The organism is Streptomyces sp. LS-MS-L19 (assembly GCF_058382285.1).
Window position 1 is genome coordinate 7,281,786 of record NZ_JBYCLL010000001.1, and the last position, 23,886, is coordinate 7,305,671.

General features: G+C 71.2%; 25 protein-coding genes. 11 read left to right on the forward strand and 14 right to left on the reverse strand.

The window, feature by feature from the left end; all coding sequences use genetic code 11:
• Positions 1-408 precede the first annotated feature (408 nt).
• The 3 genes from AC2XR2_RS32555 to AC2XR2_RS32565 are packed head-to-tail and all read left to right on the forward strand — an operon-like array spanning position 409 to position 2,308.
• Positions 409-1,398, forward strand: a complete 990-nt coding sequence (locus AC2XR2_RS32555) for an AraC family transcriptional regulator (RefSeq protein ID WP_381306509.1) — start codon at positions 409-411, stop codon at positions 1,396-1,398.
• Positions 1,362-2,003, forward strand: coding sequence for an AzlC family ABC transporter permease (locus AC2XR2_RS32560; protein ID WP_491516980.1), 642 nt, complete (start codon positions 1,362-1,364; stop codon positions 2,001-2,003). Before AC2XR2_RS32555 ends, AC2XR2_RS32560 begins: the two co-directional genes overlap by 37 nt.
• Positions 2,000-2,308 carry an AzlD domain-containing protein gene (locus AC2XR2_RS32565; RefSeq protein WP_491516981.1) on the forward strand — a complete coding sequence of 103 codons (309 nt, stop codon included), beginning with the start codon at positions 2,000-2,002 and terminating at the stop codon, positions 2,306-2,308. Before AC2XR2_RS32560 ends, AC2XR2_RS32565 begins: the two co-directional genes overlap by 4 nt.
• A 127-nt stretch (positions 2,309-2,435) precedes the next feature.
• On the opposite strand, the gene AC2XR2_RS32570 is transcribed toward AC2XR2_RS32565, so the two are convergent.
• A complete protein-coding gene (locus AC2XR2_RS32570; RefSeq protein WP_491516982.1) occupies positions 2,436-3,380 on the reverse strand; it encodes a hypothetical protein in 945 nt (314 codons plus the stop codon).
• Between the two features lie 80 nt (positions 3,381-3,460).
• On the opposite strand from AC2XR2_RS32570, the gene AC2XR2_RS32575 reads away from it, so the two are divergent.
• The gene (locus AC2XR2_RS32575; RefSeq protein WP_030326905.1) at positions 3,461-3,655 is read left to right on the forward strand and encodes a DUF3046 domain-containing protein; all 195 of its coding nucleotides are present in this window, start codon (positions 3,461-3,463) and stop codon (positions 3,653-3,655) included.
• Positions 3,656-3,809: 154 nt separating this feature from the next.
• Positions 3,810-5,123: an AI-2E family transporter gene (locus AC2XR2_RS32580; protein ID WP_491516983.1), complete on the forward strand. Its 1,314-nt coding sequence runs from the start codon at positions 3,810-3,812 to the stop codon at positions 5,121-5,123.
• 12 nt (positions 5,124-5,135) lie between these two features.
• Here the strand turns inward: AC2XR2_RS32580 and AC2XR2_RS32585 are convergent, their stop codons facing one another.
• Positions 5,136-5,936, reverse strand: a complete 801-nt coding sequence (locus AC2XR2_RS32585; protein WP_491516984.1) for a hypothetical protein — start codon at positions 5,934-5,936, stop codon at positions 5,136-5,138.
• Positions 5,936-6,376: a hypothetical protein gene (locus tag AC2XR2_RS32590; protein ID WP_491516985.1), complete on the reverse strand. Its 441-nt coding sequence runs from the start codon at positions 6,374-6,376 to the stop codon at positions 5,936-5,938. The genes AC2XR2_RS32585 and AC2XR2_RS32590 overlap by 1 nt, the downstream gene beginning before the upstream one ends.
• Before the next feature lie 377 nt (positions 6,377-6,753).
• Between AC2XR2_RS32590 and recA the strand changes: the two genes are divergently transcribed.
• Complete coding sequence (gene recA / locus AC2XR2_RS32595) at positions 6,754-7,878, forward strand: recombinase RecA (protein WP_381306488.1); 1,125 nt, start codon at positions 6,754-6,756, stop codon at positions 7,876-7,878.
• Positions 7,879-8,118: 240 nt separating this feature from the next.
• Positions 8,119-9,051 (forward strand): recombination regulator RecX, encoded by a 933-nt coding sequence (recX, locus tag AC2XR2_RS32600; RefSeq protein WP_491518543.1) that lies wholly within the window; start codon positions 8,119-8,121, stop codon positions 9,049-9,051.
• A 274-nt stretch (positions 9,052-9,325) separates the two neighbouring features.
• Here recX and AC2XR2_RS32605 read toward each other — a convergent pair whose 3' ends face one another.
• From AC2XR2_RS32605 to AC2XR2_RS32635, 7 genes are all read right to left on the reverse strand, one after another.
• Positions 9,326-9,850, reverse strand: a complete 525-nt coding sequence (locus AC2XR2_RS32605) for a cupin domain-containing protein (RefSeq protein ID WP_381306487.1) — start codon at positions 9,848-9,850, stop codon at positions 9,326-9,328.
• A 76-nt stretch (positions 9,851-9,926) separates the two neighbouring features.
• Entirely contained in the window at positions 9,927-9,974 is a 48-nt protein-coding gene (locus tag AC2XR2_RS32610) for a hypothetical protein (RefSeq protein ID WP_309506048.1), read from the reverse strand.
• 116 nt (positions 9,975-10,090) lie between these two features.
• Complete coding sequence (locus AC2XR2_RS32615) at positions 10,091-11,695, reverse strand: FAD-dependent monooxygenase (protein WP_449353206.1); 1,605 nt, start codon at positions 11,693-11,695, stop codon at positions 10,091-10,093.
• Positions 11,696-11,883: 188 nt separating this feature from the next.
• Positions 11,884-12,798, reverse strand: a complete 915-nt coding sequence (locus AC2XR2_RS32620) for an amino acid ABC transporter permease (protein WP_381306482.1) — start codon at positions 12,796-12,798, stop codon at positions 11,884-11,886.
• Positions 12,795-13,472: an amino acid ABC transporter permease gene (locus AC2XR2_RS32625; protein ID WP_028809886.1), complete on the reverse strand. Its 678-nt coding sequence runs from the start codon at positions 13,470-13,472 to the stop codon at positions 12,795-12,797. Before AC2XR2_RS32625 ends, AC2XR2_RS32620 begins: the two co-directional genes overlap by 4 nt.
• A 233-nt stretch (positions 13,473-13,705) precedes the next feature.
• On the reverse strand, positions 13,706-14,551 hold the full coding sequence (locus AC2XR2_RS32630; RefSeq protein ID WP_123765205.1) for a glutamate ABC transporter substrate-binding protein: 846 nt from the start codon (positions 14,549-14,551) through the stop codon (positions 13,706-13,708).
• 61 nt (positions 14,552-14,612) lie between these two features.
• Positions 14,613-15,389, reverse strand: coding sequence for an amino acid ABC transporter ATP-binding protein (locus tag AC2XR2_RS32635; RefSeq protein WP_330264033.1), 777 nt, complete (start codon positions 15,387-15,389; stop codon positions 14,613-14,615).
• Between the two features lie 311 nt (positions 15,390-15,700).
• On the opposite strand from AC2XR2_RS32635, the gene AC2XR2_RS32640 reads away from it, so the two are divergent.
• Both AC2XR2_RS32640 and AC2XR2_RS32645 read left to right on the forward strand, forming a co-directional pair.
• Positions 15,701-16,387, forward strand: a complete 687-nt coding sequence (locus tag AC2XR2_RS32640) for a response regulator transcription factor (protein ID WP_330264032.1) — start codon at positions 15,701-15,703, stop codon at positions 16,385-16,387.
• 295 nt (positions 16,388-16,682) lie between these two features.
• Positions 16,683-18,065, forward strand: a complete 1,383-nt coding sequence (locus AC2XR2_RS32645; RefSeq protein WP_491516986.1) for a sensor histidine kinase — start codon at positions 16,683-16,685, stop codon at positions 18,063-18,065.
• Positions 18,066-18,188: 123 nt separating this feature from the next.
• On the opposite strand, the gene AC2XR2_RS32650 is transcribed toward AC2XR2_RS32645, so the two are convergent.
• The 3 genes from AC2XR2_RS32650 to AC2XR2_RS32660 form a co-directional block, all read right to left on the reverse strand.
• Entirely contained in the window at positions 18,189-19,184 is a 996-nt protein-coding gene (locus AC2XR2_RS32650; RefSeq protein ID WP_491516987.1) for a TAXI family TRAP transporter solute-binding subunit, read from the reverse strand.
• A 656-nt stretch (positions 19,185-19,840) separates the two neighbouring features.
• The gene (locus tag AC2XR2_RS32655) at positions 19,841-21,067 is read right to left on the reverse strand and encodes a cation:proton antiporter (protein WP_381308628.1); all 1,227 of its coding nucleotides are present in this window, start codon (positions 21,065-21,067) and stop codon (positions 19,841-19,843) included.
• Between the two features lie 5 nt (positions 21,068-21,072).
• Positions 21,073-21,558: a cation:proton antiporter regulatory subunit gene (locus AC2XR2_RS32660; protein WP_381308625.1), complete on the reverse strand. Its 486-nt coding sequence runs from the start codon at positions 21,556-21,558 to the stop codon at positions 21,073-21,075.
• A 168-nt stretch (positions 21,559-21,726) separates the two neighbouring features.
• On the opposite strand from AC2XR2_RS32660, the gene AC2XR2_RS32665 reads away from it, so the two are divergent.
• A complete protein-coding gene (locus AC2XR2_RS32665) occupies positions 21,727-22,674 on the forward strand; it encodes a HAMP domain-containing sensor histidine kinase (protein ID WP_491518544.1) in 948 nt (315 codons plus the stop codon).
• Positions 22,674-23,327: a response regulator transcription factor gene (locus AC2XR2_RS32670; protein WP_330264026.1), complete on the forward strand. Its 654-nt coding sequence runs from the start codon at positions 22,674-22,676 to the stop codon at positions 23,325-23,327. Before AC2XR2_RS32665 ends, AC2XR2_RS32670 begins: the two co-directional genes overlap by 1 nt.
• Here the strand turns inward: AC2XR2_RS32670 and AC2XR2_RS32675 are convergent.
• A complete protein-coding gene (locus tag AC2XR2_RS32675; protein WP_491516988.1) occupies positions 23,314-23,802 on the reverse strand; it encodes a hypothetical protein in 489 nt (162 codons plus the stop codon). The genes AC2XR2_RS32670 and AC2XR2_RS32675 overlap by 14 nt on opposite strands.
• Between the last annotated feature and the right edge of the window lie 84 nt (positions 23,803-23,886).

Sequence of the window (23,886 nt, forward strand, 5' to 3'; positions counted from 1 at the left end):
TTTTTGCGCAGTTCCCCGCGCCCCTGGAGGCCTGCGGCGGCCCGTTGCGGCCCGGTGGGGGCTTGTGTAGCGCGTGCGGTCGGTTTGGGGTCGGGGCCGGGGTGGGGGGTATCCGTCCTCGGTCCGGCGGCTCGGTCCATCGGAAAAGGGGCCCTGTAACGGACGCCGGCCGCTGCGGGCGGACACCCCCCACCCCGTCCCCTTCGCGCCGTACGCGGCGAACGGCCGGTGGGGGGCGGACGCGGGCGGCTGACGGCCCGTGGGGTCGCAGGCCAACTGCAGCCCACCCAGGGGCGCGGGGAACTGCGCGACCAGCCACGACGGACCCGCCCCCGCCCGACAACAGGACCTGGCACCCCCCTAGGCGCCCGGTCCAAGCCCAGCGCAGCGGGGCGGCACAATGGGCGTATGGCAGGTACCAGCGAGCGGGCCAGGCATTGGCGGTATGCCGCCCTGCCCGGGGTTGATCTGCTGCGGGCGCGGTATGTGCGGAAGACGTTTGTGCGGCATACGCATGAGAACTTCGTGATCGCTGCCATTGCGGACGGGGTGGAGGTCTTTCAGCATCGGGGGGCCGATCAGTACGCGGGGGCCGGGGCGCTGGCTCTGGTGAATCCTGATACGGCTCATACGGGGCGGGCCGGGGTGCCGGAGGGGTGGCGGTACGGGGCTGTCTATCCGTCGCCCGAGGTTGTGGCCGGGATTGCCGCCGAGACCAGTTCGCTGCGTGGGACGCCGGGGTTCGTGAGGCCCGTGCTCGATGATCCGTACGCCGTGCGGCTGGTGCATCAGGTGCTGCGGGCCGCCGAGGAAGGGAACGCCCTGGCCGCCGACACCTTGTTGCGGGTGGCCGTGACGCGGTTGCTGCGGGTGAACGGTGGGGTGCTGCCGGAGCGGGACGTGCGGTCCGCCGGAGCGCGGGTGGCGGTGCGGGCGCGTGCCGTGCTGGAGGAGCGGATGGCTGAGCCGCCCTCTCTGGAGGGGCTGGCGGCTGATCTCGGGACCAGTCCGTTCGCGCTGCTGCGTGCCTTCCGGGGGGTGTACGGGATGCCGCCGCACACGTGGCTGACCGATGCCCGGGTGCGGCGGGCTCAGCGGTTGCTGGACGCGGGGGCCGGTCCGGCCGCCACGGCCGTCGAGGTGGGGTTCACGGACCAGTCGCATCTGAACCGGCACTTCACGCGGATCGTCGGTGTGCCGCCCGGGGCCTATCAGCGGGAGCGCAAGAACGTACAAGACTCTTCGGAGGCGCTGCTCGTAGCGTCCGAGGCGTGGCAGAACAGACCGCTCTCGCAGATACGCACCCCGACGGTGGAGGAAGGCCGGACGCCGCCGTCGTACGAGACGCCCTCGGCGTCGGGGTGGCCGTCGGACTGTCCGGTTTCGCCTTCGGGGTGACCTCGGCCGGCAGCGGGCTCACGCTGCCGCAGACCTGTGCTCTCAGCCTTCTGGTGTTCACCGGCGCGTCCCAGTTCGCCCTGGTGGGAGCGCTCGCGGCCGGGGGGAGTCCGTTCACCGCGGCCGCCGGAGCCTTCTTCCTGGGGGTGCGCAACGCGTTCTACGGGCTGCGGCTGTCGCAGTTGCTGGCCCTGCCGCGCATGCTGCGCCCGTTCGCCGCTCAGTGGGTCATCGACGAGACGGCCGCGGTCTCGCTGGCGCAGCCCACGCGGCGAGCCGGCCGGATCGGGTTCGCCGTCACGGGGCTCACCCTGTATGTGCTGTGGAACCTGACCACCTTGCTGGGGGCCCTGGGCGCCGACGCGATCGGGGACACGCGCGAGTGGGGGCTGGACGCGGCCGGGCCCGCCGTGTTCCTCGCGTTGCTCGCGCCCATGGTGAAGAGCGGCACAGAGCGGGCGGTGGCCGGGCTCGCCGTGCTGCTGGGGCTCGGGCTGCTTCCTGTGCTGCCCGCCGGGGTGCCGGTGCTGGCGGCCGCTCTCGCCGCGCCTCTCGTGCTGTGGGTGCGAGGGCGTCGGGAGCGGGCGCGGGAGGAGGGGCGGTGAACACCTGGATCGCGATCGGCGTCACCGCCCTCGGTTGCTATGTCGTCAAGCTTCTCGGGCTGCTGGTGCCCGCGGGCGTTCTCGACCGGCCCCTGGTGAAGCGCCTCGCCGCACTGCTGCCGGTGGCTCTCCTGGCCGCGCTCACCGCTCAGCAGACCTTCGCCGACGGGCGGATGCCGGTGCTCGACGCGCGGGCCGCGGGACTGGCCGCGGCGGCTGTGGCGCTCCTCCTGCGGGCTCCGTTCCTGGTCGTCGTCGCCGCCGCGGTGGTCGTGACGGCCGGGGTGCGGGCCCTGGCGGCGTGAGCGCGGCCGCACGCGTGTGTCCGGCCGCGCGTCGGCACGCGTGTGTGGGCTGCGCGTCGGCACGCGTGTATGCGGGCCTTCCGCCGGTAGCCGATCCCTCCCGCAGGTCACCGGTGCCTTCCGCGGGTCAGCCGATGCCGCGGCCGTAGGCGCGCAGGGTGTGCAGTGCCCGGATCGTCACCATGGGGCGCGCTTCCAGGGCGGTGGTCGGTGCCCAGGGGCGCCATCGGATCGGCCAGCCGCCGTCCTCCTGCTGCTCGGCGGCCAGGAAGTCCAGCGAACGGGCCATCTCGTCGTCCGTGAACCACTCGCGCGCGAGCGAGTCCGCGGTCTTCGCGTAGTCGTGCGGGAAGTGGTGCTCGCCCGGGGCGTAGCCGGGGGAGACGGGGAACGCCGCGAGGTCCGCCGGGTCCAGCACGGCCAGCCGTCGCTCGCGCACCAGGCGGCCCAGGCGGTCGGCGCCGGCCTGTGCGCGCGAGCGGTCGGGAACGGAGTCCAGGAAGGTCAGGGCGGCCTGGATCTCGTACGGATGGGACACCTCCAGGGACTCCACCGCCTGCCAGCAGAAGTCCGTGGCCCGGAACAGCCAGGCGTGCCACACCTCGTTGCGGTGCAGCAGGCCGACCACGGGACCGGTGGTGAGCAGTTCGCTCGGCGGGGCGTCCACGACCGGCAGGAAGGGGGCCGTCGGATAACCGCGTTGAGCGGGAGTGACGGCGGGCAGGGCGCCGTCCGAGGTGGAGACGGACGTGAGATAGCGGCACACGCGCTCGACGCGCTGTCCGCCGCAGCGTCCTACGGCGTCCAGGACCCGCAGGGCGTGAGCGGTGTGCAGGGGCTGGCTGACCGGCCCGCGCAGATCGGGCTCCAGGGCGTGGCCGTAACCGCCGTCCTCGTTGCGGTAGGCGTCCAGAGCCGTCTCCACCGGGTCGGGGCCGCCGTTCAGGAAGTGGTACGCGAACAGCCGCTGTTCCAGCACGCGCGCGGTGAGCCAGACGAAGTGCTCCGCTCGGAAGAGCGGGGAGTGCGCCGGTGACGTCTGGGGGAGTGGGGAAGCTCCTGTTTCGGGCATGCGACAGACCGTAGGGCGGAAAGCGGTCTCGGCAAGCGGTCCCGGCCGAGGCCCACCCCCAGGGGCGGGATACTGGAGTCATGCGGTTGACGGTCTTCTGGCAGCGGATGGCGGAGCACTTCGGTCCGGGGTACGCCGACACCTTCGCGCGCGATCATGTGATGGCGGAGCTCGGTGGGCGCACGGTGCACGAGGCGCTCGACTCCGGCTGGGACGCCAAGGACGTGTGGCGCGTGGTGTGCACCGTGATGAACGTTCCGGCGGAGAGGCACTGAGGGTGCCTGGGGGCGCTGAGGGTGTCGCTTTCGGGCGTGGACGTTCCGGGGAGAAGTGCCACCAGTCGTGAACATCTCACGAAAGAGGCACTGACCGGTCACGAAGATCGCAGGACGGCAGCCGATTGTCAGTGACGTGGGCGAGACTTGCTCCGTGGCACCCACTGACGAGTCCGGGCAGGCAGCCCCGCAGGCATCTCCGTTCGGCACGACGCCGCCCTCCCGGCCCCCGGCCGCCGGCGCCGGGCCGAACGCCCGCATGCCGCGCTGGCTGCCGCGCGCCATGGTGCTCGCGCTGGCCCTCATCGCCGTGTTCCAGTTCGGCAGTTGGGCCTTCCACCAGCTGATAGGCCTGCTGACCAACGTTCTCATCGCGTTCTTCCTGGCCCTGGCGATCGAACCCGCGGTGAGCAAGATGGCGGCCCGCGGCATGCGCAGGGGGCTCGCGACCTTCCTCGTCTTCTTCGGGGTGCTGATCGTGACCGCCGGCTTCGTCACGCTGCTCGGTTCCATGCTCGCGGGTCAGATCGTCAAGATCGTCGAGGACTTCCCGGACTACCTCGACTCCGTCATCAGCTGGATCAACGGGCACTTCCACACCGATCTGAAGCGGGTGGACGTCCAGGAGGGCCTGCTGCGCTCCGACTGGCTGCGCAACTACGTGCAGAACAGCGCCACCGGCGTCCTGGACGTGTCCGCCCAGGTGCTCGGCGGGCTCTTCCAGCTGCTGACGATCGCGCTGTTCTCGTTCTACTTCGCCGCCGACGGGCCCCGGCTGCGCCGCGCGATCTGCTCCGTCCTGCCGCCCGCCCGGCAGGCCGAGGTGCTGCGCGCCTGGGAGATCGCCGTCGACAAGACCGGCGGCTACATCTACTCGCGCGGTCTGATGGCGCTCGTCTCCGGGGTGGCCCACTTCATCCTGCTCCAGGCCCTGGACGTGCCGTACGCGCCCGTGCTGGCCGTGTGGGTGGGCCTGGTCTCGCAGTTCATCCCGACCATCGGCACCTATCTCGCGGGCGCCCTGCCCATGCTGATCGCCTTCACGGTCGATCCCTGGTACGCGCTGTGGGTGCTGGTCTTCGTGGTGATCTACCAGCAGTTCGAGAACTACGTGCTCCAGCCCAAGCTGACCTCGAAGACCGTCGACATCCACCCCGCGGTCGCCTTCGGGTCGGTCATCGCGGGCACCGCCCTGCTCGGTGCCGTCGGCGCCCTGATCGCCATCCCGGCGGTCGCCACGCTCCAGGCCTTCCTGGGGGCCTATGTGAAGCGGTACGCCGTCACCGACGATCCCCGGGTCCACGGCCACCGGAGGCGGGGGGACGGGCCCTCGCCGGTCACGCGCGCGCGTGCGCTGTGGGAGCGGCGGCGGCCGGCGGCGCACGACGCCAGCGACGCCAAGGACACCACCGGCACCCAGGACGCCCCTGGCGACCAGGACTCCAACGGCGGCGACGGCTCCTCCTGAAAGGGCCCCGGTTCAGTAGGTGAGGACGGCCCAGATCCCGGCACCGGCGACGGCTGTGACGTAGGAGCCGATCGCCGCGTACAGGATCCGTCGCCGTAGGGTCTCGCTCCACCGGGTGCGGGACAGCAGCCAGGCCAGTACGGGCAGGACCAGGACCGCGTGCAGGCTCACGCCGTGCAGCGGCTTGAGCGGGGCGGTCGAGTGGTAGGCCGCCTCCTGGTGTCCGGTACGGGTGAGGACGACCCCGCGCGCGATCATCGCGGCACCCGAGGCGAGTGCCACGAGCAGGAGCGCGAACCCGGACCGCACCGCGAGGTCCATCCCCGCCGGGCCTGAGGGCCGGTGGCGGAAGGAGGCGACCGCGAACGCCGTCAGCAGCAGCACCAGGACGCCGCCGCCCACCGCGAGCGTCATGGACACCGCCGTGTCGAAGGGCGTCTCCATGTCGAGGTGGGAGGGCACCCCGCGCCACGCCTGGAGGGTGATGCCGCCGACCTCGACCACACAGTCGGCCGCGAACACCGTGAGCAGCGCGGCACGCGTGCGTGTGCCGACGCGCAGATAGGACGTGACCCAGGTGACCGCGATCAGCGTCACCCCGAAGGACAGCCCGAACGTCACCGGCTTGCGCCAGGAGACCGGCCCGTCCCAGGGGCCGCCGGCCACGGCGAACACCACCAGGTGCGCGAGCCCGGAGAGGACGAGGAGCAGACCGGTGGCGTGACAGAGCCGCTCCACGCGGCGTGCGCCGGAGGCCCACGGCGCCGACGTCCCTGTCGGCAGTGCGGGCGGGTTCGCGAGGGCCGGGTCCATCAGGGCCGGGCTCCCTTGCGGGCGAGGCCGGCCGTCGTGCCGGCTGCCCCCTTCCGGGCCAGGCAGGCCGTGGAACCGGCGATCACCAGGGCGGTGAGGGCGATGACCTCGGCGACCGTGGCGGCGATGAGCGCGGTGTCCCCCGACGTGAGGTGGTCCGAGGTGTTCGGGGTCAGGATCGCGCCCACGCCGATGAACAGGCCGACGCCTAGGGCGAGTCCGGTCGTCCAGCGGTTCGCACGCCAGATCAGCAGGGCCGCCGCCACGAGCGGGATGACGAGGCCGGGCGGGACGGTCGGGTAGTCCGCGCCGGCGGCGATCTGGCCGACGATGGACACGGCCAGCAGGAGCAGGGCGGACAGGGTCACGATCACGGCCGGGGTACGTGGTGTCGTGTCGGCTTTCCGCGGCGGTACTCGGGTGCGCGTCTTGGTCTCCATGGCTCAAGACTGGCGAGAAGGGCTCCCGGGGTCGTCGTACGGCCGAAGGCTCCTCAAGTACGCCGCGGGAAGTAGCCGGAGGGTGCACGGGAGGTCGGCGGAGGGGACACGCGAGGGTGGCTGGAGGAGCCTGCGGGAGGGCGTCGACGCCTGGCGGGGGAAGTCGCTCGGGTGCCGCGTGGTGCGCTTGACACGAAAATCGAACATCCATTCTTATGGAGGCTCCGGTCAAGTCGGCGGCGGGTGTTTCGGCATGATTTGCCTGGAGAAGTACCCGAGTTATCCACAGGCCGGACGGGCGTCAGGGCGCATTGTCAGTGGCAGGCGTTAGCGTCTTTGACGTGAAGCGATCGACTCAAGCAAATCGGGTGGAACCCATGGCAGGAACCGACCGCGAGAAGGCGCTCGACGCCGCGCTCGCACAGATTGAACGGCAGTTCGGCAAGGGCGCGGTCATGCGCATGGGCGAGCGGCCGAACGAGCCCATCGAGGTCATCCCCACCGGGTCGACCGCGCTCGACGTCGCGCTCGGCGTAGGCGGCATCCCGCGCGGCCGAGTGGTGGAGGTGTACGGACCGGAGTCCTCCGGCAAGACGACCCTGACCCTGCACGCGGTGGCCAACGCGCAGCGGGCCGGCGGCCAGGTGGCCTTCGTGGACGCGGAGCACGCCCTCGACCCCGAGTACGCGCGCAAGCTCGGCGTCGACGTCGACAACCTGATCCTGTCCCAGCCGGACAACGGCGAGCAGGCCCTGGAGATCGTGGACATGCTGGTCCGCTCCGGTGCCCTCGACCTGATCGTCATCGACTCCGTCGCCGCGCTCGTGCCGCGCGCGGAGATCGAGGGCGAGATGGGTGACAGCCACGTCGGTCTGCAGGCCCGTCTGATGAGCCAGGCCCTGCGGAAGATCACCAGCGCGCTCAACCAGTCCAAGACCACCGCGATCTTCATCAACCAGCTCCGCGAGAAGATCGGCGTGATGTTCGGCTCCCCGGAGACCACGACCGGTGGCCGGGCGCTGAAGTTCTACGCCTCGGTGCGCATGGACATCCGCCGTATCGAGACCCTGAAGGACGGCACGGACGCGGTCGGCAACCGCACCCGTGTCAAGGTCGTCAAGAACAAGGTCGCGCCGCCCTTCAAGCAGGCCGAGTTCGACATCCTCTACGGCCAGGGCATCAGCCGCGAGGGCGGTCTGATCGACATGGGCGTGGAGCACGGCTTCGTGCGCAAGGCCGGCGCCTGGTACACGTACGAGGGCGACCAGCTCGGCCAGGGCAAGGAGAACGCGCGCAACTTCCTGAAGGACAACCCCGACCTGGCCAACGAGATCGAGAAGAAGATCAAGGAGAAGCTGGGCGTCGGCGTGCGTCCCGAGGAGCCGGCCGCCGAGCCGGGTACGGACGCCGCGGTGTCCGCTGCCGCGGACGACACCGCGAAGGTGCCGGCTCCGACGGCCGCGAAGGCGACGAAGGCCAAGGCCCCGGCCGCCAAGAGCTGATCCCGTACCGTGCCTGATTCAGAGACATGGCGAACCGACCGGGCCGAGCACGAGGACGCTCCGCGAGGGCGGGGCGGTAAGGGCGACGGGGGTTCTGTCGGGCCGGGCGGCGACGCGCGCGGAGACGGTACGGGGCACGGGGCGGACGGGGGACACGGCCGCCCGGTGTCGTCCGGCTCGGGCCGGTCCTCCGGCGACGAGCCCTCGGGGGGCGGTGCGGACGGGGGATTCGGCCGCGCGCTGAGATACGGCGACGGCCGGCCCTACGTGGTCCCTCGCTCCGACGGCGGCACATCGCAGGGCGGCGTGTCGAGCGACGACGCCTGGCAGGGCGGTCTGTCGAGCGACGGCGCGTCGGACGGCGGCAGTGGGGCGTGCGGTGACGACCCGTCATATGGCGGCGGTGGATCGTACGGTGATGGTGCGTCATACAGCAGTGCTCAGTCGTACGGTGACGGTCCGTCGTACGGCGATGACCTTTCTTCGTACGGCCGTGAAGGGACCGCTCGTGGTTCCCGGGCGGCCGGGCGGAGTGCGCGTCGCGGTGATGGCGGCGCTCCTGGCACGGGCGGTCCCCGTGGGCGTCGGCAGCGTCGGCGCGGCTTCGGGGAGGCGCCCGGTGAGGACGGAGGCGGCCCTTCCTCGTCGAGGGCCGAGAAGGGGGAGCCTCCGGCGGACCCGGTGGAGCGGGCGCGGGCGATCTGTCTGCGCCTGCTCACCGGGACCCCGCGTACGCGCAAGCAGCTAGCCGACGCCCTGCGCAAGCGGGAGATCCCGGACGACGCCGCCGAGGAGGTGCTGTCGCGGTTCGAGGAGGTCGGGCTGATCAACGACAGCGCGTTCGCGGACGCCTGGGTGGAGTCCCGGCACCATGGCCGGGGGCTCGCCCGGCGGGCGCTCGCCCAGGAGCTGCGGACCAAGGGCGTCGACTCCACGCTGATCGACGAGGCCGTCTCCCAGCTCGACTCCGAGCAGGAGGAGGCGACGGCACGCGAGCTGGTCGACCGCAAGCTGCGCGCGACCCGTGGCCTCGACCGCGACAAGCGGCTGCGCCGCCTCGCCGGGATGCTGGCCCGCAAGGGCTACCCCGAGGGCATGGCCCTGCGGGTGGTGCGGCAGGCACTGGAGGAGGAAGGCGAGGACACGGAGTTCCTCGGCGACGAGGGGTTTTGAGGCGCGGGGACCGCTCTCGGGGGACGAGAAAGCGCCCATGCAGGGAGCGGGGGCTGGGTAGCGGTTGACGTCGGTGACGGGAACGGTTCACGTCGGTGCCGGGGGGCGCAGGGCTCGCAGACCCTGAGCCGTGGCCGGCGCAGCCCGGTCGGGTGCACGGGCTCCGCCGTCAGGCCGGAGGCGCAGGCCACGACTTACGGATAGAAGCGCTCGACTCTCAGCACGGGGGATCAGTCAAGCGCACCCGTGCAGGGTCCTGTCGGCCGGGCCGTGCTCACTGCCAGTCCTCCGGGCGTTCCACATGCTCCAGACGCAGGGTCGGGCCCGTGCGGCTGTAGCGGCGGATCTGGGGGAGGGGCGGGTAGTAGGCGTGGACGGAGATCGCGTGGACCTCGGTGGACTCGTTGAGGACCTCGTGGACGTGGTGGCGGCCGAAGGAGCGGCCCTTGCCGGCCGGCAGGCGGCGTTCGCGGTCGACGTCGTCGGAGAGTTCGAGGGTCTTCCAGCCGTCGGCGGGCAGCCGGGCGGCGAGGGAGTTCTCCTTGAGCTCACCGGCCGCGGTGATGAAGGCACCGACCGACTCGGCGTGGTCGTGCCAGCCGGTGCCGGTGCCGGGCGGCCAGCCGATCAGCCAGGCCTCGCTGCCGCCGGGGCCCTCCAGCCGCACCCAGGTGCGGCCTTCGGGGTCGAGCGGGAGCGAGTCGATCAGCTCGGCGTCGGCGGCCGTACGCCGTACGAAGTCGAGGAGTTCGGCCTGGGTGGGCGGCGCGACGGTGGAGACAGAGGGGAGCACAGACACAGGTACCGTCCTGAGAAGAGTTCGCGGGACCGCGGCGCCGCTCAGCAGCGGCGCGCGAGGAAAGAAAGAGGCGAATTCAGCAGGACGGGCGACACACGCAGCCCGCATAGCGGACGAGGTCCATATGGACCCTCCGCCACAGGCGCACACAGGTGTCGGTCACGATCCGGAGTACACCATGCCGCCGACGGACGTTTCAACTCACTGTCACTATGTGGACGCACAGTGACAGTGAGCACGTCAACGGGGGCCGGCCCCCGCGCTCGCCTCCGCCTTCGTCGGCGGACCGCCGAGCGCCGTCTCGGCCGCCGAGTACAGGTCGGCCGGGCGGACCCCGCTCAGGGCGGTGACGAGATGGCCGTCCGGCCGTACGAGAAGGACCGTGTGCGGGGCGGCGCCCGGGTACTCCTCGGCGACCAGGAGCTCGGCGGAGTGCGGCAGCGCGGTCACCGCGGCGGCCAGGCGGGGCATGATTCCGGCGGTCACCCAGTGTTTGCGCTCCCACACGCCGGTGCCCGGCGCGACCAGGACGACCAGCAGCGCGCCCCGACCCAGGCGCTCGTGCAGCCGTACGAACGAGCCGTCCTCGGCGGTGACCCGGACATCCACGACCGGCGCGCCCGGCGGGGTGTCGACGGGCACTTCTCCTTCGAGGTGCCGGGGTGCGAGGGGCGAGTCGGCGTACGCCCCCGGCGCACCGAGCGGGCCGCGCCCCAGGTGACCGTCCGTGAGCAGCGCGTCGTGGCCGCGGGCCGAGCCCGGGACGACCGAGCGCAGCCCCCCGCCACCGCGCACCAGCGGCAGGGCCTGGTCGGCGGCGCGCAGCCGAGCGGCGACGATCGCGCGCCGCTCGGCCTGGTAGCTGTCCAGAAGCGCCTCGTGCGGGCCGTGGTGCCAGGCCAGAGCCAGCTTCCAGGCGAGGTTGTCGGCGTCCCTGAGGCTCTCGTCGAGCCCCTGCGTGCCGAGCGCGCCGAGGCAGTGCGCCGAGTCCCCGGCGAGGAAGACCCGGCCGGCGCGCCAGCGGCGGGCCAGCCGGTGGTGCACGGTGTGGACACCGGTGTCGAGGAGTTCGTACGGCGGAGTCGAGCCGCCCGTCCAGCCCGCGAGGGTCTCCCGGACGCGGGTCACCAGGAGTTCGGGCGTGACCAGGTCCTTGCCGGGCGGCAGGAGCCAGTCCAAGCGCCACACGCCCTCGGGGAGCGGGCGGGCGGTGATCTCCCCGGCCGACGGCCCGGACGTCCGCCACGGCGGCATCCGGTGCAGCAACGCCCGGTCCTCGAAGGGGAGTTCGGTGCGCAGGGCGGCGACCGCGTGGCGTTCCACCGCCGTACGGCCCGGGAAGCGGATGTCCTCCAGCTTGCGCACGGTGGAGCGCGGGCCGTCGCAGCCGACCAGGTAACTCCCGCGCCACCACGTGCCCTTGGGGCCGCGCGTGTGAGCGGTGACGCCCGAGGGCTCCTGCTCGATGGTGTCGAGCCTGCTGTCCGGGGCGATCTTCACCAGCCGTTCCTCGGCGAGGGCGGCACGCAGGGCGTTCGTCAGGACGTGCTGGGCGACGTGCAGCGGGGCGTCCCCGGTCTCCTCGAAGTCGACCTCGCGCATCACCTGCTTGCGGCGCATCGACAGCCATCCGGCCCAGTGCGCGCCCAGCCCGGTGACCGGGACTCCGGTCAGGCGGGACATGAGGGCGGCGGTGTCCTCGTGCAGTACGGCGGTGCGGGCCAGGCGGGGTTCGTCCTTGCCGGGGCCCTCGTCGAGGACCACGGAGGGGACCTCCTGGCGCGCCAGCGCCAGGGCGAGCGTGAGCCCGACGGGCCCCGCTCCGACGATGATCACCGGGTCCACGGTGCGGCGCCCCCTGTGCCCGGCGGAGTCCCGAGAGACGTATGTGAACAGGAGGTTGGAGCAGGGTGCACGATCACAGAACGTATGCAACCCATTGCCGGTGCTTGCGTCAAGTGACGGAGGCAGTGGCGATCATGCCACTGCCTCCGTGTCGTCCGGGTGGACCGTTCAACGCACTTGATTGAGCGTCAGAATCCGCCGCCGGTGTTCTCGCCGGTTCCGTATGCGCCGCGCACGGCGGCGGGGTTGACCTCGACCGTGTCCTCGCCGAGAACCGCCCCCGTGCTCTTCTTGCTGCGCCGCAGCCGCTGCTCCAGCCAGCTCGCGAAGCTGGTGAGGATGAAGTTGACGATGATGTAGATGATCGCCACGACGATGAAGCTGGGGATGACGTTGGCGTAGTTGGCCGCCAGCGTCTGGCGCGCGTTGAGCAGCTCGGTGAAGCCGAGCATCACGCCGCCCAGCGCGGTGTCCTTCACGATGACCACCAGCTGGCTGACGATGGCCGGCAGCATCGCGGTGACCGCCTGCGGAAGCAGGATGCTGGTCATCGTCTGGCCCTTGCGCAGACCGACCGCGTAGGCCGCCTCCGTCTGTCCCCGGGGCAGCGAGAGGATGCCGGCCCGCACGACCTCGGCGAGCACCGAGGCGTTGTAGAGCACCAGGCCGGTGACGACGGCGTACAGGGGCCGTTCCTCACTGCTGATGTTCAGGGAGGAACGGACGTAGAGCTCGTTGGCGAACAGCATCAGCAGCAGGACCGGGATGGCCCGGAAGAACTCGACCACCGTGCCGGCCACGCCCCGCACCCACGCGTGGTCGGACATCCGGGCGATGCCGAAGACCGCGCCCAGGGGCAGGGCGATCACCATGGAGATCGCCGCGGCCTTGAGGGTGTCGGCGAGGCCGGGCAGGAGGTAGGTCGTCCAGGCCTCACTCGTGGTGAAGGGCTCCCAGAGGTCCCACTCCAGCTGGTTGTTGTCGTCCATCGTCCGCCACACCCACCACAGCAGGAGGGCGAGCAGGAGGGTGAAGACGACCGACAGCAGGACGTTGCGCCGTTTGGCGCGGGGTCCCGGGGTGTCGTAGAGGACCGAGCTCATCGCTTCACCGCCAGTCGCTTGCTCAGCCAGCCCAGGAAGAGGCCGGTGGGCAGGGTCAGTACCACGAAACCGAAGGCGAAGACCGCGCCGATGAGCAGCGTCTGGGCCTCGTTCTCGATCATTGTCTTCATCAGGTACGCGGCCTCGGCCACGCCGATCGCGGCCGCCACCGTGGTGTTCTTCGTCAGCGCGATCAGGACGTTGGCCAGCGGCCCGATGACCGAGCGGAAGGCCTGCGGCAGCACGATGAGGCGCAGGGTCTGGCTGAAGTTCAGCCCGATCGCGCGGGCCGCCTCGGCCTGGCCGAGCGGCACCGTGTTGATGCCGGAGCGGATCGCCTCGCAGACGAACGCGGCGGTGTAGACGATGAAACCGAGGATGGCCAGCCGGAAGCTCATGACCTTCACGTCGTCGCCCGCGCCCAGCGTGATGCGGAAGATGTCGGCGAGGCCGAGAGAGGTGAAGACGATGATGACCGTCAGGGGGATGTTCCGGACGATGTTGACGTAGGCGGTGCCGAACCCGCGCATCAGCGGGACGGGACTGACCCGCATCGCGGCCAGCAGGGTGCCCCAGACGAGGGAGCCGATGCCGGAGAAGAAGGTCAGCTTCACCGTCATCCAGAAGGCGCCCCACAGACTCGGGTCGTCATAGTCTGAAATAAAGTCGAACACGATCTCCCGCGCTTCCGGGTGTGTGGCGGAGGTATGAGGGGCGCGACGCGCCGCCGCCCTGATCGCGGCGGGCGGCGGCGCGCCGGTGGATCCCCGGGCAGACGCTCCGCTGGGCGGTCGGCGCCCGCCGGTGGTCGGCCGCGGGCCCGCTGTGGCTCGTCGTGCGCTCGCCCGCGCCCCTTCCGGGGCGCGGCCGAACCGCGGTCACAGCGCCGCGCCGGTGGATCCCGGCGTTACTTGACGATGACGCCGATCTTCGGGGCGGGCTCGTTCTTGTAGCCGGCCGGGCCGAAGTTGGCGTCGACCGCCTTCTGCCAGGAGCCGTCGCTGACCATCTTCTCCAGGGCCTTGTTGATCTTGTTGACGGTGGCGGTGTCGCCCTTCTTCACACCGATGCCGTAGTTCTCGTTGCTCAGCTTGAGGCCGGCGAGCTTGAACTGACCCTTGTACTTGTCCTGGGACGCGAAGCCCGCGAGGATCGAGTCGTCCGTGGTCAGCGCGTCGACGGCACCGCTCTGGAGGCCGGCGATGCACTCCGAGTAACCGGAGTACTCACGCAGCTGGGCCTTCGGGGCGAAGTCGTCCTTGACGTTCTGCGCCGAGGTGGAGCCGGTCACGGAACACAGCTTCTCGCCGTTGAGGTCCGTGGCCTCGCTGATCTTGGAGTCCTTCTTGACCAGCAGGTCCTGGTGGGCCAGCAGGTACGGGCCGGCGAAGTCGACCTTCTTCTTGCGCTCGTCGTTGATCGAGTAGGTGGCCGCGATGAACTTGACGTCGCCACGGGCGAGCGCGTTCTCGCGGTCGGCGCTCTTGGTCTCGACGAACTCGATCTGGTCGGGCTTGTAACCGAGTTCCTTGGCCACGTACGTGGCCACGTCCACGTCGAAGCCGGAGAAGGACCCGTCGGGCTTCTTCAGTCCGAGGCCGGGCTGGTCGTACTTGATGCCGACCTTGATCGTGCCACCGCCGCCGGAGCCCGAGCCGGAGCCCTCGTCCTTGCTGTCGCCGCCGCAGGCGGTCGCGGACAGGGCGAGGGCGAGAACGGCTGCCGAGGCGGCGGTGACCTTGCGGAGCTTCATGGTGAACATCCTTTGGGTGGTGAAGAGATGAGAGCCGTCGGTGGTCGATCCGGGTGGCACGTCAGTGGTGCAGGATCTTCGACAGGAAGTCCTTGGCACGGTCGCTGCGCGGGTTGCTGAAGAACTGGTCGGGCGCAGCCTCCTCGACGATCCGGCCGTCCGCCATGAACACCACGCGGTTTGCGGCCGATCGTGCGAAACCCATCTCGTGGGTCACGACGATCATGGTCATCCCGTCTCGGGCGAGCTGCTGCATGACCTCCAGCACCTCGTTGATCATCTCAGGGTCGAGCGCCGACGTGGGCTCGTCGAAGAGCATGACCTTGGGATCCATGGCCAGGGCGCGCGCGATCGCGACCCGCTGCTGCTGGCCGCCGGACAGCTGGGCGGGGTACTTGTCCGCCTGGGTGGCGACGCCGACCCGGTCGAGGAGGGCGCGCGCCTTCTCCTCGGCCTTCTTCTTGTCGGCCTTGCGGACCTTGATCTGTCCCAGCATCACGTTCTCGAGCACGGTCTTGTGCGCGAAGAGGTTGAAGGACTGGAAGACCATGCCGACGTCGGCGCGCAGCCGGGCCAGTTCCTTGCCCTCCTGGGGCAGCGGCTTGCCGTCGATGGAGATCGAACCCGTGTCGATCGTCTCGAGGCGGTTGATGGTGCGGCACAGGGTGGACTTCCCGGACCCGGAGGGTCCGATGACCACGACGACCTCGCCGCGGGCGATCGTCAGGTCGATGTCCTGCAGTACGTGCAACGCACCGAAGTGCTTGTTGACGCCCTTCAGGACGACCAGTTCGCCGGTCGCGACCGCATCTTCCTTGGCCGCCGATACTTCGGTCATCGCTCTCTGGCTCCGTCCTCCTCGGTTTCGGAGGACAGTAGTAACCCCATGCGACCAGCGTCATTAGTCTTGAGGGGAATCTGAGCATCACGATCCGATAGCAATCGGACACGTGTCGTAGCAGTTGTGACCAGTGCGCATCCGATGTGCGTATCGGCCGGATAACGGAACCGTGGCGCAACCGGAAGCCTCTTGACGCCGTCCTCATCCATCAGCATGACTGCACGGTGCGCACGCGCGCGTGCGTATGCCTATTGTGCCTGTTCACCACATATTCAGATAGTACGTCCGATGGGTCAAAGGGGGCCGGCGTGAGACTTCTCCTCGTCGAGGACGACAACCACGTGGCCGCCGCGCTGTCCGCGGTGCTCGCGCGGCACGGGTTCGACGTCACGCACGCACGCAGCGGCGAGGAGGCGCTCCGGGCGCTCGTCCCGGAGAGCGACGGCTTCGGGGTCGTGCTGCTCGACCTCGGCCTGCCCGACCAGGACGGCTACGAGGTGTGCGGCAAGATCCGCAAGCGCACCAGCACCCCGGTGATCATGGTCACCGCGCGCTCCGACGTCCGCTCCCGCATCCACGGCCTCAACCTCGGCGCCGACGACTACGTGGTCAAGCCGTACGACACCGGGGAACTGCTCGCCCGCATCCACGCCGTCAGCCGGCGCACCGCCCACGAGGACGCACCCGGCGCCGCCGACACCGCGCTCGTCCTCGGTGCCGTGCGCATCGAACTGCCGACCCGTCAGGTCAGCGTCGACGGCACGGTCGTACAGCTCACCCGCAAGGAGTTCGACCTCCTCGCGCTGCTCGCCCAGCGGCCCGGTGTGGTCTTCCGGCGCGAACAGATCATCAGCGAGGTCTGGCGCACGAGTTGGGAAGGGACCGGGCGGACACTGGAGGTCCATGTGGCGTCCCTGCGCGCGAAGCTGCGGATGCCGGCGCTGATCGAGACGGTACGGGGGGTGGGGTACCGGTTGGTGGCGCCCGGGGGGTGAGGGCTTGGGGACGGGGCAGGCTGGGGCGGGGTCTGGTTGGGTGCCGGTGCCTGGTGCTCGGGGGTCGGGATGCCGGTGCTGTGTGAAGTGTGGGGCGGGGAGCTGTGCGAGGCTCGGGGTGAGGTGTTCGGGCGGAAGAGGGACGGTGGCTGTGGGCGCGGGTGAGCGGGGTGGCAGGGGTGCCCGCGGGTGCGGTGGTGCGCCACGCGTCGGCGCCGGGTCGGGGGTCGGTGCGGACGTGAGCCGAGGGCCGCGGCTCCTGTGCCGGTCGGCGGGCGGGGCGTAGGCGGGAACCGTGCGTACACGTCTGCTTCCGCTGCTCATCGTCCTCATGGCCGCCGTGCTGCTCGCGCTGGGCGTGCCGCTCGCCATCGGCGTGGCCGCCGCGCAGCAACAGAAGGTCGTCGTCGACCGGATCGACGACACCGCCCACTTCGCCGCGCTCGCCCAGTTCGTCACCGACTCCTCCGACGAACGCCTGGAGACCCTGAAGAGCGAACTCGCCAGCTACTACAGCGTCTACGGCATCCGCGTCGGAGTCTTCTACGACGGCGACGTACCCATGGCCACGGCGCCACGCGAGTGGTACCTCCCCCACGAGGGCGAGGTGCGTGACGCGTTCGGCGAGGCACTGCTCAGCCGCCGCAGCCAGGACCCGAAGCAGGTGTGGCCCTGGCAGCGGAGCCAGCTCGTCGTCGCCTCGCCGGTGATCCGCGACGGGGACGTCGTCGCGGTCGTCGTCACCGACTCGCCCACCGGGCCGATGCGGTCACGGATCCTGCACGGCTGGCTCGTGATCTTCGCGGGCGAACTCGCCGCGATGCTGCTCGCCGTCGCCGCCGCGCTCCGGCTGACCGGCTGGGTGCTCAGGCCCGTGCGGGTGCTCGACGCCACCACCCACGACATCGCCACCGGGCGGCTCAAGTCCCGGGTGGCGGCGGCGGGCGGCCCGCCCGAACTCCAGCGGCTGGCACGGTCGTTCAACGAGATGGCGGACAACGTCGAGGACGTGCTGGAGCAGCAGCGGGCCTTTGTCGCCGACGCGTCCCACCAGTTGCGGAACCCGCTCGCGGCGCTTCTGCTGCGCATCGAGCTGCTCGCGTTCGAACTCCCCCCGGACAACAAGGAGATCGCGTCCGTCCAGGCCGAGGGCAAGCGGCTGGCCCAGGTCCTGGACGACCTCCTCGACCTCGCGCTAGCCGAGCACACCGAGGCGGATCTGAGGATCACCGACATCGGGGAGCTCACGGCCGAGCGGGTGGCCGCGTGGACGCCGACCGCGGAGGCCAAGGGGGTACAGCTGGTGGGGAGTTGTCCGCCCACCACCGCGTGGGCCGACCCCGTCACCCTGTCCAGCGCCCTGGACGCGGTCATCGACAACGCGCTCAAGTTCACGCCGGAGGACGAGACCGTGACGGTCACCGTCGCCGCGGACGGGGACACGTCGACGGTCGTCGTCGCCGACCACGGGCCCGGGCTCACCGACGAGGAACTCTCGCGGGTGGGCGACCGGTTCTGGCGCAGCGGGCGGCATCAGAACGTCAAGGGGTCCGGGCTCGGGCTGTCCATCTCGCGGGCGCTGCTGGCGGCGGGGGGCGGGTCGATCTCGTACGGGCACCATGAGCCGCATGGGCTGGTGGTGACGGTGGCTGTGCCGCGTAGTCGGCCTGCGGTTTGAGATCTTCTACGGTTCGTGGGCTTCCGCGGTTCGAGATCTTCTGCGGTTCGAGGGATTCCGCGGTGTGAGGGCTTCTGCGGTTCGGGGGCTTCCGCGGTGTGAGGGCTTCCAGGTTTGAGGCTTCTACGGCTTCACCGAGCGGTAGTAGCGGCGGGCGCCCTCGTGGAGGGGGACCGGGTCCGTGTAGATGGCCGTGCGTACGTCGACCAGCTGGGCGGAGTGGACGTCGTGGCCGATGCCGTCCCTGCTCTTGATCACGGTCCGGGTGAGCCACTCGGTGAGCTCGGGGTCCACGTCCTCGCGGGTGATCAGCAGGTTGGAGACGGCCATCGTCGGCACCGTCGTGTTGTTCTGGACGGACGGGTACGCCGACGCGGGCATGTTGGTGGCGCGGTAGTAGCGGGTGGGCTCGCCCTCCGCGTGCAGCTTCGCCACGAGGGACGGTTCGATCGGGACGAAACGGAACGCGGAGCGTTCTGCCAGTTGTTTCAGGCCGTCGGTGGGCAGGCCGCCGGACCAGAAGAACGCGTCCAGGCCGTGGCCGAGGAGCTTGGGGCCGGTGTCGATGCCGTAGGCCTTCGCGTCGATGTCCTTGGCGGGGTTGATGCCGGCGGCTTCGAGGACGCGGTTCGCTATCAGGCGTACGCCGGAGTTGGGGACGCCGATGGAGACGTGCTTGCCCTTGAGGTCGTGGATGGTCCGGATGTCCGAGTCGGACGGGACGACGAGCTGTACGTAGTCGTCGTAGAGGCGGGCCACTCCGCGGAGCTGGTCGGCGCCGGGGGCGTGGTTCTGCTGGTAGGTCTCCACGGCGTCGGCGGCGGCGATGGCGAAGTCGGACGCTCCGGTGGCCACGAGTCTGACGTTCTCCTGGGAGCCCGCGCTGTCCTCCAGTTTCACCTTCAGGTCCGGCATGTCCTTGTGGAGCTCTCTGTCGAGGAGGTTGCCGTACTTCTGGTAGACGCCGGCGCGGGTGCCGGTGCTGAAGGTGATCGTGCCGCTCGGGGGGTCCTCGCCGAGGGGGAGCAGCCACCACAGGATCAGGGCGAGGGCCACGAGGGTCGCTGCCGCTGTCTGGAGGGCGTGGCGGCGGGTTGGGCGGGGGAACGGGTGGGGCATGGCGGTGATCCTGCCAGGGGGTGTGGGGGGCGTCCAGCAGTTGTCGGGTCGGGTGCGGTTTGGTGGGGGCGGGCGTTTTTGCGCAGTTCCCCGCGCCCCTGAGGGGCCTGCGGCGGCCTCTTGCTGTTGGGTGGGGGCGTGCGTAGCGCATCCGGTTCGGTGGGTGGGTCGGTGCCGGGGTGGGGGGTATCCGTCCTCGGTCCGGCGGCTCGGTCGCTTGAGATGTGCTCGGTTCCGGACGCCGGCCGCTGCGGGCGGACACCCCCCACCCCGTCCCCTTCACGCCGTCGGCGGCCAACGGCCCGTGGTGGCGAGCGCGGGCGGCCAACGGTCCGAGGGGCGGGCGCGGCACCCAACGGCCCGTGGTGGCGAGCGCGGGCGGCTAACGGTCCGTTGGGCGGGTGCGGGCGGCTGACGGTCCCGTCGTGGCGCAGGCCAACTGCAACCCACCTAGGGGCGCGGGGAACTGCGCGACAAGCCACGACGGACCCGCACCCGCCCGACAACCGAACCCAGCACCCTCTTAGGCGCCCGGCCCAAGCCCAGCGCAGCGGGGGCGCGGGGAACTGCGCGATCAGCCACAACCCACCCGCACCCCCCCCCCCCGCAACAGAACCCGGCACCCCCATAGGCGCCCAGTAGGCACCCGGCACCCCTTACACCCCGTCCCTCCCCACAGTCGCCTCCGTCGCCCGGGACGGCGGGGCCTCCGGAGTCTTCGCGGAGCCAAGCCGCATGGTGAGCCGCGTAGCCACAGGCTCCGTGTAGCGCGCTGTCAGGGGGCCCAGGATGACCAGGATGAGGACGTACGCCGTGGCGAGGGGGCCCAGGGAGGGTTCTATGCCGGCCGAGACCGCGAGGCCCGCTATGACGATCGAGAACTCGCCGCGGGCCACGAGCGCGCCGCCCGTGCGCCAGCGGCCCTTGGGGGAGATGCCGGCTCGGCGCGCGGCCCAGTAGCCGGTGGCGATCTTCGTGGCCGCGGTGATCAGGGCGAGGGCGAGGGCGGGGAGGAGGACCGGGGGGATGCTCGCCGGGTCCGTGTGGAGGCCGAAGAAGACGAAGAAGACCGCGGCGAAGAGGTCCCGCAGGGGGCTGAGGAGGGTGTGGGCGCCCTCCGCCACCTCGCCGGACAGGGCTATGCCGACCAGGAACGCGCCCACCGCCGCCGAGACCTGGAGCTGCTGGGCGACTCCGGCGACGAGGATGGTCAGGCCGAGGACTACCAGGAGCAGTTTCTCCGGGTCGTCGCTCGAGACGAAGCGGGAGATCAGGCGGCCGTAGCGGACCGCTATGAAGAGGACCAGGCCGGCCGCGCCGAGGGCGATCGCCAGGGTCAGGCTTCCTGCCAGGAGGCCCGCGCCCGCTACCAGCGCGGTGACTATGGGGAGGTAGACCGCCATGGCCAGGTCCTCCAGGACCAGGACGCTCAGGATGACCGGGGTTTCGCGGTTGCCGACTCTGCCCAGGTCGCCCAGGACCTTCGCGATGACGCCCGAGGAGGAGATCCAGGTGACGCCCGCCAGGACGACCGCCGCCACCGGGCCCCAGCCCAGGAGCAGGGCGGCCGCTGCGCCGGGGACGGCGTTGAGGGCGCCGTCGACCAAGCCCGCGGGGTAGTGGGCCTTGAGGTTGGTGACCAGGTCGCCTGCGGTGTACTCCAGGCCGAGCATCAGGAGGAGCAGGATCACTCCTATCTCGGCTCCTATGGAGACGAATTCCTCGCTCGCGCCCAGGGGGAGCAGGCCGCCCTCGCCGAAGGCCAGGCCGGCCAGGAGGTAGAGGGGGATGGGGGAGAGGCGGAAACGGGCGGCGAAACGGCCCAGGAGTCCCAGGCCGAGGATGATCGAGCCGAACTCGATCAGGAGGACCGCGGAGTGCATGCTTCCTACTCCCGGCCGAGGATCGCCGCCGCGGCGTCCACGCCCTCGCGGGTGCCCACGACGATCAGGATGTCGCCGCCCGCCAGGCGGAAGTCGGGCGCGGGGGACGGGATCGCCTCGGCGCGGCGCAGGGCCGCCACGACGGAGGCCCCGGTGTCGGTGCGCATCTTCGTGTCGCCCAGGACCCGGCCGTTCCAGCGGGAGCCGGCCGCCACCTCGATGCGTTCGGCCACCAGGCCCAGGTCGGAGGTGTAGAGGAGGCTCGCGCTGTGGTGGGAGGGCTTCAGCGCGTCGATCAGGGCGCCCGCCTCGGAGCCGGTCAGCCGCAGGGACTGGGCGCAGGAGTCGGGGTCGTCGGCCCGGTACACGCTCACCGTGCGCCCGCCGTCGCGGTGGGCCACCACGGACAGATGGCGGTCCTCCCGGGTGATGAGGTCGTACTGGACCCCGATGCCCGGCAGCGGCGTCGCCCTCAGGCGTGGAGCAGACACGTTTCTTCCCCTTGCGGTTCGGTGATCACTGGTGCCGGTTGGCATCGTGCCAGTACCCCGTACGGTGGCGATATGGGTGACGTGACGGATATACGCGAGCGGCGGGCACCGGCGACGCTGGCCACGGAAGCGTCGTGCGGAGCCGAGGAGAGGAGCGGGGGCCGGGCCGTGTCGTTGTTCTGGCGGATCTTCTCGCTCAACGCCGCGGGCCTCCTCGTCGCCGCCGCGCTGCTGCTGGGGCCGGTCACCGTGTCGACTCCGGTGCGGCGGGGGGAGGCCGGCGTCGTCCTCGCCGGGCTTGTGCTGCTGCTGGTCGCCAACGCCCTGGTGCTGCGGGTCGGGCTCGCCCCGCTCCAGCGGCTGGGACAGGCCATGGCCGCCGCCGACCTGCTGCGTCCCGGGGTGCGTGCCCCTGTCTCCGGTCCCGCCGAGACGGCGGCGCTGATCACGACGTACAACACCATGCTCGACCGGCTGGAGGCCGAGCGGGCGACCGGCGCGGCCCACGCGCTGTCCGCGCAGGAGCGGGAGCGGCACCGGATCGCGCGCGAGCTGCACGACGAGGTCGGACAGACCCTGACCGCCGTGCTGCTCCAGCTCAAGAGAGTCGCCGACCGGGCTCCCGAGGAGCTGCGGGAGGAGGTCGGGCAGGCGCAGGAGGCCACCCGGGCCGGGCTCGACGAGATCCGCCGGATCGCGCGCCGGCTGCGGCCGGGGGTGCTGGAGGAGCTGGGGCTGCCGAGCGCCCTGCGGTCCCTCGCGGCCGAGTTCACCACGCACGGGCTGACCGTGCGCCATCACGTCGGGGGCGATCTGCCGCCGTTGACCGAGGAGTCGGAACTGGTCGTCTACCGGGTGGCCCAGGAGGGGCTCACGAACACCGCGCGGCACTCCGCCGCCGACCGTGCCGAGGTGCGGCTCCAGCCGGTCGCGGGCGGTGTCGAGCTGCTCGTGCGGGACAACGGCAGTGGGCTGCGTGGGGCGGCCGAGGGCGCCGGGATACAGGGCATGCGGGAGCGGGCGCTGCTGGTGGGGGCGGTCTTCTCGGTGGCGGCCGGACCCGATCGGGGGACCGACGTGCGGTTGCGGATACCGGTCGCGGCGGAGGTGCGGTGATGGCCGGGCCGACCCGGGTGCTGCTCGCCGACGACCACACCCTCGTACGGCGAGGGGTCCGGCTGATCCTGGAGGGCGAGCCGGACCTCACGGTCGTGGCCGAGGCCGGGGACGGCGCCGAGGCCGTGGAGCTGGCACGCGCGCGTGAGGTCGATCTGGCCGTGCTGGACATCGCGATGCCCCGGATGACGGGGTTGCAGGCCGCGCGCGAGCTGTCCCGGCGCCTGCCCGACCTGCGGATCCTGATCCTCACGATGTACGACAACGAGCAGTACTTCTTCGAGGCGCTCAAGGCCGGCGCCAGCGGGTACGTGCTCAAGTCCGTCGCCGACCGCGATCTCGTCGAGGCGTGCCGGGCCGCCGTACGCGACGAGTCCTTCGTCTATCCCGGCGCGGAGCGGGCCCTCGTCCGCTCCTACCTGGACCGGCTGCACCGCGGTGTCGACCTGCCCGCCCGGGCCGTCACCGAGCGGGAGGAGGAGATCCTCAAGCTCGTCGCCGAGGGGCACACCACCAAGGAGATCGGTGAGCTGCTGTTCATCAGCGCGAAGACGGTCGAGCGGCATCGGGCGAACCTGCTGGCGAAGCTCGGCATGAGGGACCGGCTGGAGCTGACCCGGTACGCGATAAGGGCCGGGCTCATCGACCCGTGACGCGAACTCCCCTGCCCCGGCGGCCGGTCCCGCGGCGCCGCCGTACCACGTACGTGCCCGCGAGCCCCGCTCCGGCGAGCGCCAGCGTCACGCCGATCGCCCGCTCGAAACCGGCCGGGCCGACACTGCCTCCGGAGCCGCCCTGGACGCCGAGGGTGGGAGCGACGGTGGCCACGCTCACGGTGCTGGTCTCCGGCTGGAGCAGCACTTCCGGGGCGACCTCCGGCTGGGGCAGCACCTCCACGGCGGACTCCCGCCGGGGCAGGTCCTCGCAGGCGATGCCGTCGTCCTGTCCCCGGTCCTCGTCGAGGCGGTCGGGGTCGGCGAGGTCGCGGTCGAACTCCGCCTGCGCGTCCTCCTGGAAGGCGAAGTCCGCGCAGTCCAGGTCGCTTCGGGCGTGCGCGGCGCCGGTCATGGGGCCGGCGGTGGCCAGCAGGACCACTGCCGCGGCGGTGATCGCGGTGCGTATTGCCATGGGTCGGGTGCCTTTCGGGCGGGGACTGAAGAGCCGTCACCGCGACCCTAGAAACGCGCCCGGCGTTCGGCCCGTGGTGCTGGG

Bases quoted from the DNA above. Each gene is read 5' to 3' on its own strand.
- AC2XR2_RS32670 (WP_330264026.1), top strand. From the start codon at position 22,674: ATGGCCGGGCCGACCCGGGTGCTGCTCGCCGACGACCACACCCTCGTA.
- AC2XR2_RS32655 (WP_381308628.1), bottom strand. From the start codon at position 21,067: ATGCACTCCGCGGTCCTCCTGATCGAGTTCGGCTCGATCATCCTCGGC.
- AC2XR2_RS32585 (WP_491516984.1), bottom strand. From the start codon at position 5,936: ATGGACCCGGCCCTCGCGAACCCGCCCGCACTGCCGACAGGGACGTCG.
- AC2XR2_RS32570 (WP_491516982.1), bottom strand. From the start codon at position 3,380: ATGCCCGAAACAGGAGCTTCCCCACTCCCCCAGACGTCACCGGCGCAC.
- AC2XR2_RS32575 (WP_030326905.1), top strand. From the start codon at position 3,461: ATGCGGTTGACGGTCTTCTGGCAGCGGATGGCGGAGCACTTCGGTCCG.
- AC2XR2_RS32635 (WP_330264033.1), bottom strand. From the start codon at position 15,389: ATGACCGAAGTATCGGCGGCCAAGGAAGATGCGGTCGCGACCGGCGAA.
- AC2XR2_RS32630 (WP_123765205.1), bottom strand. From the start codon at position 14,551: ATGAAGCTCCGCAAGGTCACCGCCGCCTCGGCAGCCGTTCTCGCCCTC.
- recA (WP_381306488.1), top strand. From the start codon at position 6,754: ATGGCAGGAACCGACCGCGAGAAGGCGCTCGACGCCGCGCTCGCACAG.
- AC2XR2_RS32590 (WP_491516985.1), bottom strand. From the start codon at position 6,376: ATGGAGACCAAGACGCGCACCCGAGTACCGCCGCGGAAAGCCGACACG.
- AC2XR2_RS32675 (WP_491516988.1), bottom strand. From the start codon at position 23,802: ATGGCAATACGCACCGCGATCACCGCCGCGGCAGTGGTCCTGCTGGCC.
- AC2XR2_RS32620 (WP_381306482.1), bottom strand. From the start codon at position 12,798: ATGAGCTCGGTCCTCTACGACACCCCGGGACCCCGCGCCAAACGGCGC.
- AC2XR2_RS32650 (WP_491516987.1), bottom strand. From the start codon at position 19,184: ATGCCCCACCCGTTCCCCCGCCCAACCCGCCGCCACGCCCTCCAGACA.
- AC2XR2_RS32555 (WP_381306509.1), top strand. From the start codon at position 409: ATGGCAGGTACCAGCGAGCGGGCCAGGCATTGGCGGTATGCCGCCCTG.